Source organism: Microbacterium rhizophilum, assembly GCF_039605615.1.
In the GTDB taxonomy this organism is placed as follows: domain Bacteria; phylum Actinomycetota; class Actinomycetes; order Actinomycetales; family Microbacteriaceae; genus Microbacterium; species Microbacterium rhizophilus.
In genome coordinates this window covers 342,033-358,673 of record NZ_JBCNUN010000001.1, presented here as the reverse complement: position 1 = coordinate 358,673, position 16,641 = coordinate 342,033, and the positions used below count along the sequence as shown (strand labels likewise).

13 protein-coding genes are annotated in these 16,641 nt (G+C 71.1%); 4 read left to right on the top strand and 9 right to left on the bottom strand.

The annotated features are described in order from the left end of the window. The 3 genes from AAD528_RS01830 to AAD528_RS01820 are packed head-to-tail and all read right to left on the bottom strand — an operon-like array spanning position 1 to position 2,499. Positions 1 to 717 (bottom strand): SOS response-associated peptidase, encoded by a 717-nt coding sequence (locus AAD528_RS01830; protein WP_345750328.1) that lies wholly within the window; start codon positions 715 to 717, stop codon positions 1 to 3. Between the two features lie 57 nt (positions 718 to 774). After that, the gene (locus AAD528_RS01825; protein ID WP_345750327.1) at positions 775 to 1,809 is read right to left on the bottom strand and encodes an App1 family protein phosphatidate phosphatase; all 1,035 of its coding nucleotides are present in this window, start codon (positions 1,807 to 1,809) and stop codon (positions 775 to 777) included. 51 nt (positions 1,810 to 1,860) lie between these two features. Then, positions 1,861 to 2,499 carry a DedA family protein gene (locus AAD528_RS01820; RefSeq protein WP_345750326.1) on the bottom strand — a complete coding sequence of 213 codons (639 nt, stop codon included), beginning with the start codon at positions 2,497 to 2,499 and terminating at the stop codon, positions 1,861 to 1,863. A gap of 80 nt (positions 2,500 to 2,579) precedes the next feature. On the opposite strand from AAD528_RS01820, the gene leuS reads away from it, so the two are divergent. The 4 genes from leuS (at position 2,580) to holA (ending at position 9,343) form a co-directional block, all read left to right on the top strand. Next, positions 2,580 to 5,168 (top strand): leucine--tRNA ligase, encoded by a 2,589-nt coding sequence (leuS, locus tag AAD528_RS01815; protein ID WP_345750325.1) that lies wholly within the window; start codon positions 2,580 to 2,582, stop codon positions 5,166 to 5,168. A gap of 100 nt (positions 5,169 to 5,268) precedes the next feature. Further along, the gene (locus AAD528_RS01810; protein WP_345750324.1) at positions 5,269 to 5,913 is read left to right on the top strand and encodes a helix-hairpin-helix domain-containing protein; all 645 of its coding nucleotides are present in this window, start codon (positions 5,269 to 5,271) and stop codon (positions 5,911 to 5,913) included. Next, a complete protein-coding gene (locus tag AAD528_RS01805) occupies positions 5,910 to 8,264 on the top strand; it encodes a ComEC/Rec2 family competence protein (RefSeq protein ID WP_345750323.1) in 2,355 nt (784 codons plus the stop codon). Before AAD528_RS01810 ends, AAD528_RS01805 begins: the two co-directional genes overlap by 4 nt. A gap of 38 nt (positions 8,265 to 8,302) precedes the next feature. Next, positions 8,303 to 9,343 carry a DNA polymerase III subunit delta gene (gene holA / locus AAD528_RS01800; RefSeq protein WP_345750322.1) on the top strand — a complete coding sequence of 347 codons (1,041 nt, stop codon included), beginning with the start codon at positions 8,303 to 8,305 and terminating at the stop codon, positions 9,341 to 9,343. 46 nt (positions 9,344 to 9,389) lie between these two features. Here holA and rpsT read toward each other — a convergent pair whose 3' ends face one another. The 6 genes from rpsT to AAD528_RS01770 all read right to left on the bottom strand — a co-directional run bounded on the left by rpsT (position 9,390) and on the right by AAD528_RS01770 (position 16,414). Continuing rightward, positions 9,390 to 9,650, bottom strand: a complete 261-nt coding sequence (gene rpsT, locus AAD528_RS01795) for a 30S ribosomal protein S20 (protein ID WP_345750321.1) — start codon at positions 9,648 to 9,650, stop codon at positions 9,390 to 9,392. 117 nt (positions 9,651 to 9,767) lie between these two features. Next, entirely contained in the window at positions 9,768 to 10,508 is a 741-nt protein-coding gene (locus AAD528_RS01790; RefSeq protein ID WP_345750320.1) for an alpha/beta fold hydrolase, read from the bottom strand. Positions 10,509 to 10,595: 87 nt separating this feature from the next. Continuing rightward, the gene (locus tag AAD528_RS01785) at positions 10,596 to 12,317 is read right to left on the bottom strand and encodes an ABC transporter family substrate-binding protein (RefSeq protein ID WP_345750319.1); all 1,722 of its coding nucleotides are present in this window, start codon (positions 12,315 to 12,317) and stop codon (positions 10,596 to 10,598) included. An 83-nt stretch (positions 12,318 to 12,400) separates the two neighbouring features. Next, a complete protein-coding gene (locus AAD528_RS01780; RefSeq protein ID WP_345750318.1) occupies positions 12,401 to 14,488 on the bottom strand; it encodes an ABC transporter ATP-binding protein in 2,088 nt (695 codons plus the stop codon). Then, positions 14,485 to 15,429 carry an ABC transporter permease gene (locus AAD528_RS01775; protein WP_345750317.1) on the bottom strand — a complete coding sequence of 315 codons (945 nt, stop codon included), beginning with the start codon at positions 15,427 to 15,429 and terminating at the stop codon, positions 14,485 to 14,487. The genes AAD528_RS01780 and AAD528_RS01775 overlap by 4 nt, the downstream gene beginning before the upstream one ends. Position 15,430: 1 nt before the next feature. Further along, positions 15,431 to 16,414 carry an ABC transporter permease gene (locus AAD528_RS01770; RefSeq protein WP_345750316.1) on the bottom strand — a complete coding sequence of 328 codons (984 nt, stop codon included), beginning with the start codon at positions 16,412 to 16,414 and terminating at the stop codon, positions 15,431 to 15,433. Between the last annotated feature and the right edge of the window lie 227 nt (positions 16,415 to 16,641).

Sequence of the window (16,641 nt, the reverse complement as noted above, 5' to 3'; positions counted from 1 at the left end):
TCAGGCGGCCGGCAGCGGCTCGATCAGGGCGGGGGAGTTGCTGCGCACGTTGCCCACGTCCTTCGCGACCGGATGGAACTCGAGGGTCTCCGCCACGTACGGCGCCGCGTCGACCGCGGCGTCGAGCACGTCGCGCGGGTAGTCGACCGTCGGATCGAGCCACGCGTCGGCGTGATCGACGTCGAGGAACACCGGCATGCGGCCGTGGATCGACCCGAGCTCGCCGATCGACTCGCGGGTCAGGATCGTGAAGCTCAGCACCCAGCGGGCCGGATCGTCGTCGGCCTTGGACGGGTCCTTCCACCACTCGTAGAGGCCCGCGAACAGCAGCGGCGACCCGTCGGCCGGGTGGATGAAGTGCGGCACCTTCTCGCCGGCCTGCTGCTGCCACTCGTAGTAGCCGCTGGAGGGGATGATCGCGCGGCGCTTCTGCAGCGCGTTCTGGAACATCCGCTTCTCCTCGAGCTCTTCCGAGCGCGCGTTGAAGGCGCGGGCGCCGATCGAGGTGTCCTTCGCCCACGACGGGATCAGCCCCCAGCGCGCGATCTCGAGCCGGCGCGTGGGCGGCTCGGTCTTGGCGGAGTCGAGCACGATCGCGACCGGATCCGTCGGGGCGACGTTGTACGAGGGCGGCGGCAGCTCGTCGGCCACGAGGTCCACCCGCAGCTCGCCCACCAGCTCGTTCCCGACCTTCGCCACGACGAATCGACCGCACATGCACTCAGGCTATGCCGCGCCTCCGACATCCGCGGGCAGGCGCGAGAACGACCGGCGTCAGCTCTCGGGGGCGAGCAGGCCCACGGCCTCGAGACGCTCGGCGAGCCCGCCGCCGTCGTCCGCCGCGACCCAGGGGATGGACGCGCCGGAGTGGTCGTTGACCGCCGTGCGGCCACCGGCGAGGACGGCCTCCGCGGGCGACAGGCGGCGGATCGCCACGCCGGCGACCGACGTCGGATGCTCGGCGGTGAACTCCGTGTAGATCGCGTCGTCGTGCTGGCCGTCGTCGCCGATCAGCAGCCAGCGCACATCCGGGAACTCCTCGGCCAGGCGGCGCAGGCTCGTCGTCTTGTGGTCGCGGCCGCTGCGGAACCAGCGGTCGTGGGTGGGACCCCAGTCGGTCAGCAGCAGCGAGCCGGCGGGGTACAGGTGGCGGTTCAGGAAGCGCGTCAGGGTGGGCGCGACGTTCCACGCGCCCGTGGAGAGGTAGATCATCGGCGCGCCGGGGTGCTGCCGGGTCAGCCGTCCGAGCAGCACGGCCATGCCCGGGACCGCCTGGCGGGCGTGCTCGTCCAGCACGAACGAGTTCCACGCCGCAAGCAGCGGACGGGGGAGCGCGGTGACCATCACGGTGTCGTCGATGTCGCTCACGACGCCGTGGCGCACACCCGGCGCCACGATCTGCACCAGCGACTCGCTCGGCTCGCCGCCCTCGACGGACATCGTCACCAGCTGCCAGCCGGGCTGCAGCTTCGCCTCGATGCGGGCGTCGATCACGCCGCCGCGATCGGCGACGACCTCGTGCGTCTCGTCGCCGATCGTGATGCGCACGGTCGCGTAGCCGACCGGGATCCCGAGGAAGCTGCGCCACCCGCGCACGCTCGCGAGCTCGCCGCTGGAGGTGCGCTTGATCGCCGGGACGATCAGGACGCGGCCGAGCACGCGCGCCCAGCCGTCCCCGCCGTATCCGGGGAAGACGAGCACCGAGGGCTTGCGGCCCCGCCTGCGCGCGCGGCGCTCGCGCCACGTGTGCATGCGGCGCTCGATGCGGGCGATCCAGTGGATCCGGTCACGGGGCGCGGTGGTGGACATCGCGAACAGTCTTCCATGTCCGTGGCGCCGGGCCTGAGACAGTTCTGCCCGTCAGTCGTTCAGGTGACGCCGCTCGGCGCGAGCGATGACCTTCTTCGCCGCGAACACCCCCACGACCAGCAGCAGGATGCCGCCGACGAAGACGTACGCGGCCCAGTGCGCCGTGTCCGACAGCTGCCGGTACGAGGCGGCGGCGCCCGCCGCGATCGAGACGTACAGGGTGGCCCAGATCACGCACGCGGGCAGCGTCCAGAGGAGGAAGCGGCGATACGAGTACGTGCTCATGCCGACCGTGAGCGGCACGAGCGAGTGCATCACGGGCAGGAAACGCGACAGGAAGATCGCGATGCCGCCGCGGCGCTGCACGTAGCGCTCGGCGCGGACCCAGTTCTTCTCGCCGATCCAGCGCCCCGCCCGGGACGTGCGGAGATGCGGTCCGAGCCAGCGTCCGATCCCGAATCCCATGGACTCCCCGGCGAGGGATCCGATGATCGCCACGATCGCGAGGATGACGCCCTCGGCGAACGAGGTGACGCCCGTCGCGGCGACGATGACGACGGTGTCGCCCGGCACCACGACCCCGACGAGCACGCTCGTCTCGAGCATGATGGCGAGGCCGGCGAGCGTGGTGCGCAGCACGGGGTCGACCGACGCCACCGTGTCGAGCAGCCAGCGCAGCGCCTCATCCACGCGTCGAGCATAGGGGCGGGATCCGGGCGCTAACCTGGAATCTCGCACCGACGCGCCCGATTCGGCGCGCTCTCGATCGATTGGCTGTCCCACCCGTGTCGCAGATCTCCACCCCCTCCACCGCCGCGCCCGACGAGGGCGGCTTCGACGTCCACGCGCTGCACGCCAAGTGGCAGAAGCACTGGGCCGAGAACGAGACGTTCCTCGCGGGCGGCGAGGACGACACGCGCCCCCGCAAGTACGTGCTGGCGATGTTCCCGTACCCCTCGGGCGACATGCACATGGGGCACGCCGAGAACTACCTCTACAGCGACATCGTGGCGCGCTTCTGGCGCCATCGCGGCTACAACGTGCTGCACCCGATCGGGTGGGACTCGTTCGGCCTGCCGGCCGAGAACGCGGCGATCCAGCGCGGCGCCGATCCGCGCCAGTGGACCTACGACAACATCGCGCAGCAGCGCGCGAGCCTGAACGCGTACGGCGTCTCGTTCGACTGGAGCCGCGTGCTCCACACGAGCGACCCCGACTACTACCACTGGAACCAGTGGCTGTTCCAGCAGCTGCACGAGCGCGGCCTGGCCTACCGCAAGGAGAGCCCGGTCAACTGGTGCCCCAACGACCAGACCGTGCTGGCGAACGAGCAGGTCATCGACGGCCGCTGCGACCGCTGCGGCTACGAGGTCGTGAAGAAGAAGCTGACCCAGTGGTACTTCCGCATCACCGAGTACGCGGACCGCCTGTTGGACGACCTGAACCAGCTCGAGGGCCGCTGGCCGCACAAGGTGCTGCAGATGCAGCGCAACTGGATCGGCCGCTCGATCGGCGCCGACATCGACTTCGAGATCGAGGGCCGGGCCGAGAAGGTCACGGTGTTCTCGACGCGCCCCGACACGCTGCACGGCGCGACCTTCATGGTCGTCGCGCCCGACAGCGACCTGGCCGCCGAGCTGGTCTCGGACGCGTCGCCCGAGGCGCGCACGCGCTTCCAGGACTACCTGGAGCAGACGCAGAAGCAGACCGACATCGAGCGTCAGTCGGCCGACCGTCCCAAGACGGGCGTCTTCCTGGAGCGCTACGCGACCAACCCGATCAACGGCGAGCGCCTGCCGATCTGGGCCGCCGACTACGTGCTGGCCGACTACGGCCACGGCGCGGTCATGGCCGTGCCCGCGCACGACCAGCGCGACCTCGACTTCGCGCGCACGTTCGACCTGCCGGTGCGCGTCGTGGTGGACACCACCGCGCCGATCACGGGCGCGATCCCCGTGATCGAGGTGGACGAGGACGGCGTGCCGATCGACCCGCAGCTGAGCGGGCTCGACCCGCGCCACACGGGCGAGGCGCTGACCGGCGAGGGCCGGATGATCAACTCCGGATCGCTGGACGGGCTGTCCAAGCGCAACGCGATCGCGCGCGTGATCGAGCAGCTGCAGGCCGCCGGCACGGGCCGCGCCGCCAAGCAGTACCGCCTGCGCGACTGGCTGATCTCGCGTCAGCGCTTCTGGGGCACGCCGATCCCGATGATCCACACGCAGGACGGCGAGATCGTCCCGGTCCCGGCCGACGAGCTGCCGGTGCGCCTGCCCGACGCGGTGGGCCTGGACCTGAAGCCGAAGGGCTCCTCGCCGCTCGGAGCGGCGACCGGCTGGGTCGAGACGACCGATCCGCGCACGGGCGAGCCCGCCCTGCGCGACCCCGACACGATGGACACGTTCGTCGACAGCTCCTGGTACTTCCTGCGCTTCCTGTCGCCGGGCAACGCCGAGAAGGCGTTCGACCCGCGGGACGCGGACCGGTGGGCGCCCGTCGACTCGTACATCGGCGGCGTGGAGCACGCCATCCTGCACCTGCTGTACGCCCGGTTCATCACCAAGGTGCTGTTCGACATGGGCCTGGTCGACTTCACCGAGCCGTTCTCGAGCCTGATCAACCAGGGCATGGTGCTGCTCGACGGCGCGAAGATGTCGAAGTCCAAGGGCAACCTGGTGCTGTTCAGCGAGGAGCTCGGCAAGCACGGCGCGGATGCGGTGCGCATCGCGCTCGCGTTCGCCGGCCCCGTGGAGGACGACAAGGACTGGAAGGACGTCTCGACCACGGGCGCCCAGAAGTTCCTGGCCCGCGCGCTGCGCCTCGCGCAGGAGGTCTCGAGCCGTCAGGACGTCGTGTGGGCGGAGGGCGACGCCGGCCTGCGCCGCGTGACGCACCGCCTGCTGGCCGATGCGCCGGTGCTCGTCGAGCAGACGAAGTTCAACGTCGTCGTGGCGCGCCTGATGGAGCTCGTGAACGCGATCCGCAAGGCCGTCGACGGTGCCGCGGGACCGGCCGATCCGGCCGTGCGCGAGGCCGTCGAGGCGACCGCGATGATCCTGGACCTGTTCGCGCCCCACACGGCCGAGGAGATGTGGGAGCTGCTGGGCTACGAGGCCTCGGTCGGCCATGCGACCTGGCGCAACGCCGACCCGGCGCTGCTGGTCGAGGAGTCCGTCACGGCGGTCGTGCAGATCGACGGCAAGGTGCGCGCCACGCTCGAGGTGCCCGCGAAGATCGACACCGAGGCGCTGGAGCGCCTGGCGCGCGCCGACGAGCGCGTGCTGCGCGCGCTGGGCGACCGGGAGATCGTGCGCGCCATCGTGCGAGCGCCCAAGGTCGTGAGCTTCTCCACGAAGTAGCGGCACGCGCATGCTCGTCCCCAGGATCGCTCCGTCGCGCGCTCTCCCGCGGGGGCGGGATCCGCGTCGGCGGCCGGGCGCGGATCCCTAGCGTGGGAACGTGGCGGGCAGCGACGGGACGGATGCCGGGCCGATCGCCGAGATCGGGGCGCCGCCGCGCCGGGCGAGGCTCGGTCTGGGTGCCGTCGTCGTGCTCGTCCTGGCGGCGCTGGCCGTCACGGTCGCGATCGGCGTGTGGCGCGGCGCCACGGCGCCCACCGAGCACGTCGCGGGTCCGACGCCCACGCCGGGCGCGACGGTCGCGGCCGGGCGGATCTACGTGCACGTGGACGGCCAGGTGCGCGCGCCAGGGCTGTACGTGCTCCCGGCCGGATCGCGCGTGGTCGACGCCGTCGCGTCGGCGGGCGGATTCGCCGACAAGGCGGACCGCGCCGCCGTGAACCTCGCGCGGGTCGTCGCCGACGGTGAGCAGCTCGTCGTCCCCGAGAAGGGCGCCGCGCCCCCGGCCGCGGGCCCCGCGACCACGGGCTCGGCGCCTGCCGGCGGTGCGGCGACGATCGACCTGAACACGGCGGACTCCGCCGCGCTCGAGGAGCTGCCGCGCATCGGCCCCGCGCTGGCGCAGCGGATCCTCGAGTGGCGCGACGCGAACGGCCGGTTCACCGCGGTCGAGGACCTGCTCGCGGTGCCGGGCATCGGCGACAAGATGCTCGAGTCGCTGCGCCCGCACGTGAGGGTCGGATGACCGCCGTCCGTCCGGTGAGCGAGGGTGCGGAGAGCGCGCTGCGCGCCCGCGACCTCCGCCTGCTGCCGATCGCGGGCGCGACGTGGGCGGCCGCGCTGCTGGTCGTCATCCTTCCGCAGAGCGCTGTGGCGACGGCGGTCGCCGCATGGGTGGTCGCCGCGGTCGGCCTCTGCGCGTGGGGCCGGGTCGCCGCGCACCGGCGCGCGCTCCTCGCGATCCTGCTGCTGTCGTGCGCCGCCGTCGGCGCGCTGGCGACGCACGTCGCGGTGGCGATGCCGTCGCGCGACGCGGTCGTGGAATTCGCGGTCGGCGGCGGGCGCTCCGTGGAGCTCACGGTGGTGGCGACGTCGAAGGTGGAGCAGCACGGCGAGACCCTCTGGTTCGACGGCGAGGCGCAGCGGATCGCGCGCGGCAGGGAGGAGCTGCGCGGGTCCGTGCCGGTCACCGTGAGCGTCCCCGCGGACGCGGTGGAGGGCCCGCGCCTGGATCTCGGCTCCGCGGTGGTCGTGACCGGAGCCGCGCAGGCCGGAGACGCGGGGGACCGGGCCGCGCTGCTGGTGTTCGCGCGCGGCGCCGAGGTGACGGCGGGGCCGTTCGGGCCGCTGGCGGCGGCGGTGTCGCTGCGAGACGGCTTCGTCGAACGGGCGGTCGCGCTGCCGGCGCCGGGATCCATGCTGCTGCCCGGCCTCGCCGTGGGCGACACCCGCGCGGTGTCCGACGAGCTCGACGCGCAGATGAAGGCGACGTCCCTCAGTCACCTGACCGCCGTCTCCGGGGCCAACTGCGCGCTGGTCGTCGGCATCGCGTTCGGCGCGGCCGCGCTGTGCGGAGCGCCGCGCGGCATGCGGATCGCGCTCTCCGTCACCGCGCTGGCGGGCTTCGTCGTGCTGGTGACGCCCGAGCCGAGCGTCATGCGCGCCGCGGCGATGGCGCTGGTCGCCCTGCTGGGGCTCGCGCTCGGCCGCATGGGCGCCGGCGTGTCCGTGCTGTCCCTCGCGGCGACGATCCTGCTGCTCGGGGATCCCTGGCTCGCCACGAGCTACGGCTTCGCCCTGTCGGTCGTCGCGACCGGATCGCTGCTGCTGCTCGCCGGCCCCCTCGCGCGCGGGTTGTCGCGCTGGCTGCCGATGCCGCTCGCCGCGGCGCTCAGCGTGCCGCTCGCGGCTCAGCTCGCCTGCGGGCCGGTGCTGGTGCTGCTGGCGCCCGAGGTGCCGCTCTACGGCGTCACGGCGAACCTCCTCGCGGGCCCCGCGGCGCCCGTGGTCACGATCGTGGGGCTCGCCGCCTGTCTGGCGGCGCCCATCCCCGTGCTCGCGGACGGCCTGGCGGCCATCGCCTGGCTGCCGTCGGCCTGGATCGCGGCCACGGCGCAGACGCTCGCGACCCTGCCGGGTGGCCGGCTCGCATGGGTGCCGGGGCTCGCGGGCGCGCTGGTGCTCGGGCTGCTCGGCGCCGCCGCGGGCGTGGCGCTGGTCCGTGCGGGCCGCGACGGGATCGCCGGCCGGCGCCTGCGCGGCGTCGCGGCCGTGGTGCTCGCCGTCGCTGCCGGGATCTCGACGGGCTTCAGCGCGCTGAGCGGCGTCGCGGGTCCGCTGACCGTGCCGCGGGACTGGGCGGTCGCCGCGTGCGACGTCGGCCAGGGCGACGGGCTGGTGCTGCGCTCGGCCGGCGCGGTCGCAGTGGTCGACGTGGGACCGGAGTCCGAGCCGATGGCCGCCTGCCTCGCGCGGCTCGGCATCGACCGGATCGACCTCCTCGTGCTGAGCCACTTCGACCTGGATCACGTGGGCGGCATCACGGCCCTGCGCGACCGGGTGAGCACGGTGCTGCACGGCCCACTCGCGGACGCCTCGGACGCCCGCGTCCTCGACGACCTCGGAGTCGCGGAGCGCGTCGCCGCGACCGCGGGCATGACCGGCGCGCTCGGCGCCGCGCGCTGGACCGTGCTGTGGCCGCGCGCGCAGTCCCGCGCCTTCCCGGCCGGCAACGACGCGAGCGTCGTGATCGAGATCGCCGGTCCCGACCTTCCGCGCACGATCCTGCTCGGCGACCTGTCGGCCTCGGCGCAGGCCGCGATGCTCGCCACGGGCAGGATCGCCGGGACCTACCCGATCGTGAAGGTCGCGCACCACGGCAGCGCCGACCAGCTGCCCGCGCTGTACGCGGAGCTGCGCCCGGCGGTCGGGCTCATCTCGGTCGGCATCGACAACGACTACGACCACCCGCGCGACGAGATCCTCGCCACGCTCGGCGCCCTGGGCGCGGTGATCGCACGCACAGATCTGTCCGGCCTCGTCCTGATCGCGCCGTCTGCCGACGGCGTCACGGTGTGGCGCGAGCGGCCGCCGTGACCCGGGGCGGTGTCCGGGTCCGCCGGTAGGCTGGAGGCATGGCTCCCGCACCCGCTTCCCGGTCGAAGGCGGCCGGTGCGAAGTCGGCCATCCCGCAGCTGCCGTGGCGCAGCCCCCGCCCCGCGCCGGTCGTGCTGGTGACGGGCCCCGAGGAGGTCTGCGCCGAACGCGCGATCGCGGGCGTGCGCGACTACCTGAAGGCCGAGGACCCGGCGCTCGAGATCGCCGACATCCGTGCCGACGACTACACGGCCGGCACGCTGCTGGCCGTATCGGCGCCGTCGCTGTTCGGCGAGCCGCGGCTCGTGCGCGTGTCGGGCGTCGAGAAGTGCAGCGACGCGTTCCTGGCCGAGGCCCTGGCGTACATCGAGCATCCCCAGGAGGGCGCGACCGTCGTGCTGCGTCACACGGGCGCGACCGTGCGCGGCAAGAAGCTGCTCGACGCGGTCCGCGCCGGCGTCGGCGGGGGAGCCGAGGTGCCGTGCCCGGCCATCAAGCGCGACGCCGACCGGCAGGACTTCGCGGCCGGCGAGTTCAAGGCCGTCGGGCGCCGCATCGCCCCGAAGGCGCTGCACTCCCTCGTGTCGGCCTTCAGCGGCGACCTCGGCGAACTGGCCTCCGCGTGCCAGCAGCTGATCGCCGACGTCGAGGGCGACATCACCGAGGCGATCGTGAACCGCTACTACGGCGGACGGGTCGAACTCAACGCATTCGCGGTGGCCGACAGTGCGATCGCCGGCCGCTACGGGGACGCGCTCGTCGGCCTGCGTCACGCCCTGGCGTCGGGCGCCGATCCGGTGCCGATCGTGGCGGCGTTCGCCATGAAGCTGCGCACGATGGCGAAGGTCGCGGGATCCCGGGAGTCGTCGCGGGCGCTCGCCTCGCGCCTCGGGATGAGGGACTGGCAGGTCGACAACGCCAAGCGCGATCTCGTCGGCTGGACCCAGTCGACGCTGGGCCTCGCGATCCAGGCCACAGCCCGCGCCGACGCCGAGGTCAAGGGCGCGTCGCGCGATCCGGTCTTCGCACTCGAGCGCATGATCGCCGTCATCGCCACCCGCCGCCCCTTCGGGGAATGAGAAAGGCCCGCCCCAGACGGGACGGGCCTTTCTCGGCGAGATCGGGTCAGAGACCGGCGACCTTCGACGCGAGAGCCGACTTGCGGTTCGCGGCCTGGTTCTTGTGGATGACGCCCTTGCTGGCGGCCTTGTCGAGCTTCTTGGACGCCTTGACGAGCGCGGCCTCGGCGGCGGCCTTGTCGCCGGCGGCGATGGCGTCGCGCGTGCGGCGGACGAAGGACTTCAGCTCGCTCTTGACGGCCTTGTTGCGCTCGCGCGCCTTCTCGTTGGTCTTGATGCGCTTGATCTGCGACTTGATGTTTGCCACGTGTCGAAAGACTTTCGTTCAGAGGTTGTTCGGACGATGTCGATTGACGGTAGAGGGGCGTCGCACGACGGGTGCGGGGTGGGACCCACACGCAAGCCAAAGACCGAGTCTAGCAGGTCAGGCCGCGTCCCCCGTGCCCGCTCGGGCGTGCACCGTGGCGACTGCGAGGTCGAGCACCGCGTTGAACACGGCGGGCCGCATCGCCGTCACCAGGTGCGTCGCGCGGGGGACCAGGATCAGCTCCGCGTGCGGCACCATCCGGGCGAACAGCTTCTCGTTGAGCCGCAGCTGATCCCACTGCCCGTTCACGAACCACATCGGGATCCGGATGCGTCGCAGCGCCGCCATGAGGTCGAGGACGGAGAGGCTGCGCAGCGCGATGTCCTGCGCCAGGTACGCGTAGCCGCCGGCCCCGAAGTCGGCGCGCGTCTCGAGCGGCAGCGTCGCCCTGAGCACCGCGTCGGTGAGACGCTGCCCGCGGCCCGGCAGCGCGTTCAGCCCGGCCGCGAGCGCGCGGTAGGCGCGCAACCCGATGCCGCGGGGGACCGCGGTGCACGAGGAGGCGATGAACGCGGCGACGGGCGGCGGGTCCTCGGCGCCGACGTACACGCTCGAGAGCAGCCCGCCCATGGAGTGCCCCACGAGCAGGACGGGACCGCGCCGGGCGGCGTCGCGCACCGCGGCGTCGATGGTCTCGAACGCGCCGTCGAGCGTGAACGTCTCCTCCAGGCGCGTGCCGTGACCCGGCAGATCCACGGCGGTCGCGGCGATCCCGCGCTCCTGCAGATGTGCGACCTGCGCCCGCCACATGCTCGCGGACGTGCGGATCCCGTGGACCAGCACGACCTGCACAGACATGCATCCAAAGCTACCGAAACGACTTCGGGGCCGGCGGCGTGAGCCACCGACCCCGAAGCGGATCAGATCAGAGATCGAACGAGGGGACTACTCCGCCGCGCCCTTCTCCCAGCCGACGTTCTCGACCGGCTGGAGACCGAAGAGGTCCAGACCCGTGTAGGTCTCCGGCGTGAGGTTCGCCAGGCCCTCCTTGGCCATCGAGATCCACGGACCCATGTACAGCGGCAGGATGCCCCAGGTCTGCGAGATGATCTCGGACTCGAGCTTCAGGCCGGCGGCCGTCTGCTCCTCGGCCGTCGGCAGAGCCGCGACCTCGTTGGCGATGCGCTCGTCGATCTCCGGCGTGCCGGTGGCCGACAGGTTCAGGCTGCTGTCCGAGCAGTACAGCTGGCACATGTAGGCCACACCGTACGGGTCGCTCGAGGAGAAGCCGAGCAGGACGAGGTCCCAGTCCTTCGTCGACAGCACGGTCGAGAAGTCGGCCGCGGGGCGGACGTCGATCTCGACCTTGACGCCGATCGCGGAGAGCTGCTGCTGGATGACCTGGGCACGCGCCTGCGTGATGGGGTCGTCGCCGAAGATGGGCAGGCGACCCTCGAGGGCCACGCCGTCCTTCTCGCGGACGTCGCCGTTCAGCTCCCAGCCGGCCTCGTCGAGGATGGCGTTCGCGTCATCGACGTTGAACTCCCAGCCGGCCTCGGACAGGGCGTCGACATAGCCCTCCTGGAACGGGAAGAGGTTCAGCGAGCCCACCGGGTCCTCGGTGTAGTTGAGGCCGTCCCACATGACCTCCTTGATCTGCTCGCGGTCGATCGCCTTGAGCATCGCCTCGCGGACCTCGAGGTCGGCGAACTGCGGGCGCTCGGCGTTCAGCTGCAGCAGGTTGGTGGCCGTGCGCTGGGCGCGGTACGTCACGGCGCCCTCGAGGTCCTTTAGCTGCTCGAGGTTGTCGGCCGTCAGGTTGTCGGCGTAGTCGATCTCGCCGTTCTGGAACGCGTTGACCATCGCGACCGGCTCGAGCACGCGGAACGTGACCTTGTCGAGCAGGGGCTCGTCGCCCCACCAGTTCTCGTTCGGGACGAGCGAGACGGTGCCGCCGTTGAGGTCGAGGTCGTCGATCTTGTAGGGACCGGCGCCCCACTCGGGGTGCGCCTCCTCCAGGTAGCCGGTGTTGAAGGCCTCGGGGCTGTTGACCTCGGGGTTCAGCGGGTTCCAGAACAGGCCCTGCCACCAGGGGTAGACCTGCTTGAACGTGACGACGGCCTGGAACTCGTCATCGCCCTGCTCGACCGACTCGATGAGCGAGTAGCCGTCGGTGCTGCTGGGCGAGTACTCCTCGTTGGTGCCGTTGAGGGCCTCCCACGTGGTCTTGTACGTCTCCCACGTGATCGGATCGCCGTTGTTGTACTTGGCCTCGGGGTTGATCGTGAAGGTCAGGACCGTCTTGCCGTCGACCTCCTCGGCTTCCCAGCCGGTGAGGTAGTTCGGGTTGGCCGAGGCCTCGCCGTCCGGCGTCATGAGGATGAACTGCGGGTTGTACCAGGTCCACAGCGTGGTCGTGTCGACCGAGCCGTCGCCGTGGTTCGGGTTCATCTGCGGGGTGATCTCGGTGATCGGGAAGACCACCTCGCCGCCCTGCTCGAGGGCCTCGCGCGGCTGCGGGTTGTAGTCCGCGCCGGTGATGGTCTCGGCCGGCGTCTCCTCGGCGGAACCGCCGTCGCCGTTGCCGCCGCCGGCGCAGCCGGCGAGGGTCAGAGCGAGCGCGCCGCCTGCGGCGACGACGCCCAGCAGCTTGTGCTGCAGCTTCATTCTGGTGCTCCTTTCGACGCCTCGTGGGCGCCACTGGGATGGTGGGGACTGTTGAGTTGTGAGTATGTGAGTGCGTGTGTCCGTCAGCGGTAGTGGCAGGCGTTCACGTGGACCCCCTCGCGACCGGTGAGAGGCGGAAGCTCCGTCTCGCAGCGCGTTCGCTCCGCGTCTCCGAGCGTCTTGTACAGCGGGCAGCGGCTGACGAAGGGGCAGCCCTTCGGCTGCTCGGTCGGGCTCGGCAGATCGCCCGTGAGCACGATGCGCTCGCGGGTCCGCTCCTTCTGGGGATCGGGAACGGGGATCGCCGACAGCAGTGCCTGCGTGTACGGATGCTGCGGATTGTCGAACACCTCGTCCACGTCGCCGTGCTCGACGAAGCTTCCGAGGTACATCACCGCTACGCGGTCGGCGATGTGACGCACGACCGAGAGGTCATGCGCGACGAACAGGTACGACAGCCCGAGTCTGACCTTGAGCTCGTCGAGGAGATTGATGACGCCGGCCTGGATCGACACGTCGAGCGCCGAGACCGGCTCGTCGAGGACGACGACCTTGGGGTTGGTCGCGAGCGCGCGGGCGATGCCGATGCGCTGGCGCTGACCGCCGGAGAACGCGGTCGGGAACCGGTCGCTGTGCGCCGGGTTCAGGCCCACGAGGTCCATGAGCTCGTCGACGCGGGCTTCGATCCGGTCCTTCGGCTCGCCGATCGTGCGCAGCGGCTCGGCGATGATGTCGAACACCGTCATGCGCGGGTCGAGGGCGCCCATCGGGTCCTGGAAGACGATCTGGATGTCGCGCCGCAGGTCGCGCTCGGCGCGCCCGGCCTTGATGTCGGCGACGCTCACGCCGTTGATCCGGATGTCCCCGTCGATCTGCGGGGCGAGATCCATGATCTGCAGCAGCGTGGTCGTCTTGCCCGAGCCCGACTCGCCGACGATCGCCATGCACTCGCCCTCGCGGACGTCGAACGTGACGTTCTTTACGGCGTGGACGTCGCCGATGCGGCGCTTGAAGAACGCTCCCTTGGTGAGGGGGAACGTCTTGACGAGGTTCTGGACCTCGAGTGTGGCCGGGCGCTCCTCGCGGGGCGTGCGGACGAGCTCGGACGTCGGGATGATCGGCACGGGGTAGACCGGGTGGCCGTCGATGAAGCCGGCGCGGATCTCCTCGGCGCGGATGCACGCCGCCCGGTGGTCGGTCTTGCCGCTCACCGGCAGCAGCTCGGGCTCCCTGCGGCGGCATGCGTCGACCGCGATGGGACAGCGGTCGGCGAACGGGCACGCGTCGGGCAGATCCACGAGCAGCGGCGGGTTGCCCTTGATGGGCACGAGCGGCTGCTTCTCCGCCTTGTCCACGCGCGGGATCGCGCCCAGCAGGCCGATGGAGTACGGCATCCGGGTGTCGGCGAACAGCTCGACGACCGGCGCCTGCTCGATCGGCTTGCCGGCGTACATCACGAGCACGTCGTCGGCGATGTTGGCCACCACGCCCATGTCGTGCGTGATCATGATCACGGCGGCGCCGGTCTCGCGCTGGGCGGTCTTGATCAGCTCGAGGATCTGCGCCTGGATCGTGACGTCGAGCGCCGTGGTGGGCTCGTCCGCGATGATCAGCTTCGGGCGGTTCGCCATCGCGATCGCGATCACCACGCGCTGGCGCATGCCGCCCGAGAACTCGTGCGGGAACGACTTCAGGCGCTTCTCGGGGTTCGGGATGCCGACGAGACGCAGCAGCTCGATCGCGCGCGTCGTGGCGGCCTGGCGCGAGATCTTCGAGTCGTGCACCGTGAGCGCCTCGATGATCTGGTCGCCGATCGTGAAGACCGGGGTCAGCGACGTCAGCGGATCCTGGAAGATCATCGCGATGCCGTTGCCCCGCAGCTTCGACAGCTGCGCGTCGCTCTTGCCGAGCAGCTCCTGGCCGTCGAAGCTGATCGAGCCGCCGACGCGGGCGTTGTCGTCGAGCAGGCCCATGACCGCGAGCGACGTGACCGACTTGCCGGAGCCGGACTCGCCGACGATGCCGAGGGTGCGGCCCGGCAGCAGGTCGAACGACACGCCGCGGACGGCGTCCACGCGCCCCGCCTCGGACGGGAAGCTGACCGTGAGGTCGCGGACCGTGAGGACCGGCTTCGTGAGGACAGTGCCGGAGGTGGTGTCAGCGATCGTCATGCGCGGCCTCCCGCCGCCGAGGTCGGGTCGAGCGCGTCGCGGAGGCCGTCGGCGATGAGGGCCATCGACACGGTCAGCAGCGTCAGGGCGCCGGCGGGGAAGTAGAACAGCCAGGGGGCGCTCGAGACGCTGTTCGCGCCGATGCCGATGAGCGAGCCGAGCGACACGTCGGGCAGCTTCACGCCGAAGCCGATGAACGACAGGCCGGTCTCCGTGAGCACGGCCGCCACCACGCCGAGCGTGAAGTTGATCACCAGCAGCGAGCCGATGTTCGGCAGCATGTGGCGCAGCACGATCGTGAAGCCCTTGACGCCCATGTAGCGCGCGGCCTGCACGTACTCGCGCTCGCGGATGGACAGCGACAGCGTCCAGATCACGCGAGCCGAGAAGAACCAGCCCGTCAGGATCATCACGAGCGAGATGATCCGCCAGTCGCCGCCGGCGTCGTTGGAGATCATCGCCAGGATGAGGAACGTCGGCGTCACCATCAGGAAGTGGATGACGAGCAGCGTGATGCGCTCGAACCAGCCGCCGAAGTAGGCGGCCGCGGCGCCGATCACCGCGGACAGGATCGTCGTTCCGATGGACACCACCAGCGCGATCAGGAGGGAGCGCTGCAGCCCCACGACGACCATGGCGAACAGGTCGTTGCCCGCGCCGCTCGTGCCGAACCAGTGCTCGGCGCTCGGCGGGTCGCTCAGTGAGAGGAAGTCGAGCTCGATGTGGTCGAACTGCTGCAGGAACGGCCCGAAGACCGCGAACAGCGCGAGCAGGAGGAAGATGCCGAGGCCCGCGAGGGCGCCGCGGTTGCGGGCGAAGCGGCGGCTGTACAGCTCCCACTTCGACATGCGCTTGCGGCCGGGGGCGCGCAGCTCGCGCTCGCTGGGCGGCGGGTTGTCGCCGTGCTCCAGCGGATCGATCAGGTCGGTGGTCACGCTCATGTCAGCTCACCCGCACTCGGGGGTCGAGGACCACGACGGCGATATCCGACAGCACGGCGCCGACGGCCGTGAAGACCGCGCCGAAGGCCGCGACGGCGACGACGCCGTGGATGTCGTTGTTCGTGATCGTGTCGAGGAAGTACTTGCCCATGCCCTGCCAGGCGAAGATCCCCTCGGTGAGGATCGCGCCGGTGAAGATCGCGGGGATGGAGAACGCGACCTGCGTCGCGACGGGGATCAGCGACGTGCGCAGCGCGTGGCGGCGCACGGCCTGCGCCTTGGTCAGGCCCTTGGCCCGGGCCATGCGCACGTAGTCCGTCTTGATGTTGTCGAGCAGCAGCGAGCGCTGCAGGAAGTGGTACTGCGCGTAGCCGGTGATCACCAGCGCGAGCGTGGGGAGCACGAGATGCTGCAGGGTGTCGAGGACGGCGGGGAAGAAGCCGTCGACTCCTCGAGACGCGGCGCCGGTCACGTAGAAGATGCGCGTGCCGACGGCGTTGTTGAGCGCGATCGCGAGGAGCACGATGCCCAGCGCGCCGACCACGATCGGGATGTTCATCGTCACGATCGAGATGCCCTGCCACACGCGGTCGGCGGTCTTGTACTGGCGGGCCGCGGTGTAGACGCCGAGGCCGACGCCGACGAGGGTCAGCAGGATCGTCGCGCCCAGCATCAGCTCGGCGGAGATCCACATGCGGTAGGCGACCTGCTCGTTGACGGACTGCCCGACGGGGCTCACGCCCCAGTCCCAGCGGAGCAGGATGCCGCTGATCCAGCCCCACCAGCGCTCGATGAGCGGCACCTTGTCGTCGAGGTTGCGCGGGCGCAGCAGACCGACGATCTGCTCTTCGGACAGGGGAGGGCGGCGTCCGACGTAGTTCGCGCGCGGGTCCAGATAGCCCCAGGCGAGGAAGTACGTCAGATTGGTCACCGCCAGGATCATCAGCAGCCAGCCCGCAGTGCGGCGCAGCAGGAAACGGATCAAGGCGTGGAGCTTCTTTCGTGACAGACGTTTCGGCGACTCTACGCTCGGGCGCGTGCTCCACCAGCACGAGCGGGCAGCCGTGCGAAAAGCGTTACCGTTCTGTGTTCTCCCTGTGAAAAGCACGCAACATGGTGGGAATGACAACGCAACCTGCATGGTGCACGCGGGCGCGGGGATCGAAGACCGGGCGTTCTGCGCGTCGGGCGTCCGGGCGGGGTGACGGACCT